Below are 2,442 nucleotides of genomic sequence, written 5' to 3' on the forward strand. Positions count from 1 at the left end.
GTTGCTTTCCAGAATCTTGGTGTTGGCGAGAACCGTGATGTAAGCTTCTCCTATGATGTTTCCGATGGAAACGGCGGTATTGCAACAGAGAATGTTGTTATCACTGTCAATGGCGTCGGTAATGTGAATCAAATTCATGGAGATGAAGATGACAATATCCTAACAGGAACCAGTGATGATGAGAAAATCTTCGGTTATGGGGGAGATGATATTCTGCAAGGTGGTGGAAGAAACGATGAATTATCAGGCGGAAAAGGGAATGATGTTCTAATCGGTGAAGGAAGTATCTATAGATACAATCTTGGTGATGGGTATGATCGGATTAAAAATAGAGAATATGACGGCAAGTTAATTTTTGGAGCAGGTATTAATCTAGATAGTTTACGGTTTAGAAAATTAGAAAATCATTTGAGTGTTGATTTTGAAGATTCTCGAGCCTTTGTAGGGCATGATAAAACGCTTAGTACTGATGTTTTCAATGGCGGTAATCGTACCCTTACTACTGGACTATCGGATGGTGGTTATATTGCAGTGGTAGCATCGCCAAGGGATTCAGACGCTTTGAAACAACCTTTTATCCTGCAGCGATATAATACTGAAGGGGAAGAGCTTGGTACTGCACTCAACTTTGGAGGAAGTAATACATCAGATAATGAATATTCTCTTTTAGCAATAACCGGAACATTGGACGGTGGTTTCATCGCGGTTTATGGAGAGGAAAAAGGTGATGGTGATCGTGCCACCATTTTACAACACTACACCACTAATGGGGATAAAGTTGGTGACGCAGTGGAGTTGGAAATTTCTATCGATGCTCTTGATGATGAGGTTCCGTTCTCAATAACTGATTTTGGTGTTGAAGGTTATGGTATTAGTTGGGGGGAATATGACTATGGTAGTGGTTGGAAACGTTTGCTCTCTAGTCAGAGATACGACCTGTCTGGTAATATTTTAGAACCTAAAATAACCCGAGACATGGCAGACCTCCCTCGAGGGAGCGGCCTAGTATCAATAGCTGATGGTGGGTATATTGTAAGCTGGTTTGATTCAAAAGATACCGGCTGGGACAAGTGGGATATTGTTGCTCAAAAATATGATAGAGCTGGAATCAAAGTTGGTGATGAAATTAAAGTTCGCGCTGGTGTGATTGCTGATGATGACGATGTCGAGGTCGTTATTAAATCTCTTCCAAATGGTGGATTCATAGTCGGTTGGGTTGAATACGGTAACGGAAGTCGTGATGTTTATCTTCAGCAGCTGGATGCAAATATGAAAACGGTTAGTGGGGAAGTACTGTTCGGATCCTATGAAAGGGGGGAGTTTCATGAAGAAGATTTGGTATCATTATCAGTATTTGGATTATCTGATGGCGGTTATATCGCATCATTACCAATTACGAACTACAGTGATGAAAAAGTAGATTTGAGAGTTTTTTATGCAGAAGATAGTAGCGTTGATCGAAATCAAGTAATTATTGATAATTATTATAGCGGTTGGTCTGATGATGTCGTTCTTGAATTTGCTGATAATTCCACAATTATCACTGGCATTGATACGGCTACTGAAGATGGTACACCGATCGATGGTGTATTGTCTGGTGCGAATGCTCGAGATGATGATAATGAGTTGAGCTTTAGCTTGAATACAGGCCCTGCAGAAGGGGCTGTTATTGTTAACACAGATGGCAGCTACAGTTTCGATCCTGGGACAGATTTTCAAGATCTTAGAGCGGGCGAGAGTAGAAATGTAATCTTTAGTTATGACTCATCTTATGTCCACGCTGATGGCAGAGAAGATCCTGTAACAAAAAGTGTCGTAATTACGGTTACTGGTACCGATGATATATCTACTATTAGAGGCGATGGAGAAAGTAATCATTTGGTGGGCACTGTCCATAAGGATTTGATTTATGGATATGCTGGGAATGACACTCTTACTGGCGGAACAGGTAACGATACGTTAGTTGGTGGCGAAGGTAATGATACTTATCTTATCGGAGTTAATGATGGTTCCGACCATATTGTGAATACACAGATTGGTGATGGTGACGACACAGTTCGTTTCACCGATGGTGTAAAACATGATCAGCTTTGGTTTAAACAAGATGGCGTTGATTTGGTTATCGATGTTGTTGGGGGAAATTCTGTCGTTACACTTGATGATTGGTATTCTAGTCCAGTAGACCAAATTGAAACATCTGATGGGTATATCTTAACGAAGAACAATGTTGATCAACTTGTATCAGCAATGGCGACTTTTGATGCTCCAGCTCTTGATGCGCAATCTCTCACACCAGAGGTTGAGCAAGGGATAACCCCAACAATCACTTCATCATGGCAGCAGTAATGTAACGACTGTATAAAACGGGTTCATTTTATAACGATGAACCGTTAAATTCTTGTTTAAACTCTCGGTGGTTGCGTGCCCCCGCAACCAATATAA

General features: G+C 41.0%; 1 protein-coding gene. It reads left to right on the plus strand.

The genetic code is table 11. The annotated features are described in order from the left end of the window. Positions 1 to 2,346: calcium-binding protein (locus WH95_RS11020; protein ID WP_046506974.1), on the plus strand; the 2,346-nt coding region annotated here is incomplete at its 5' end. Between the last annotated feature and the right edge of the window lie 96 nt (positions 2,347 to 2,442).

Origin of the sequence: Kiloniella litopenaei, from assembly GCF_000982415.1 — a bacterium.
GTDB lineage: Bacteria > Pseudomonadota > Alphaproteobacteria > Kiloniellales > Kiloniellaceae > Kiloniella > Kiloniella litopenaei.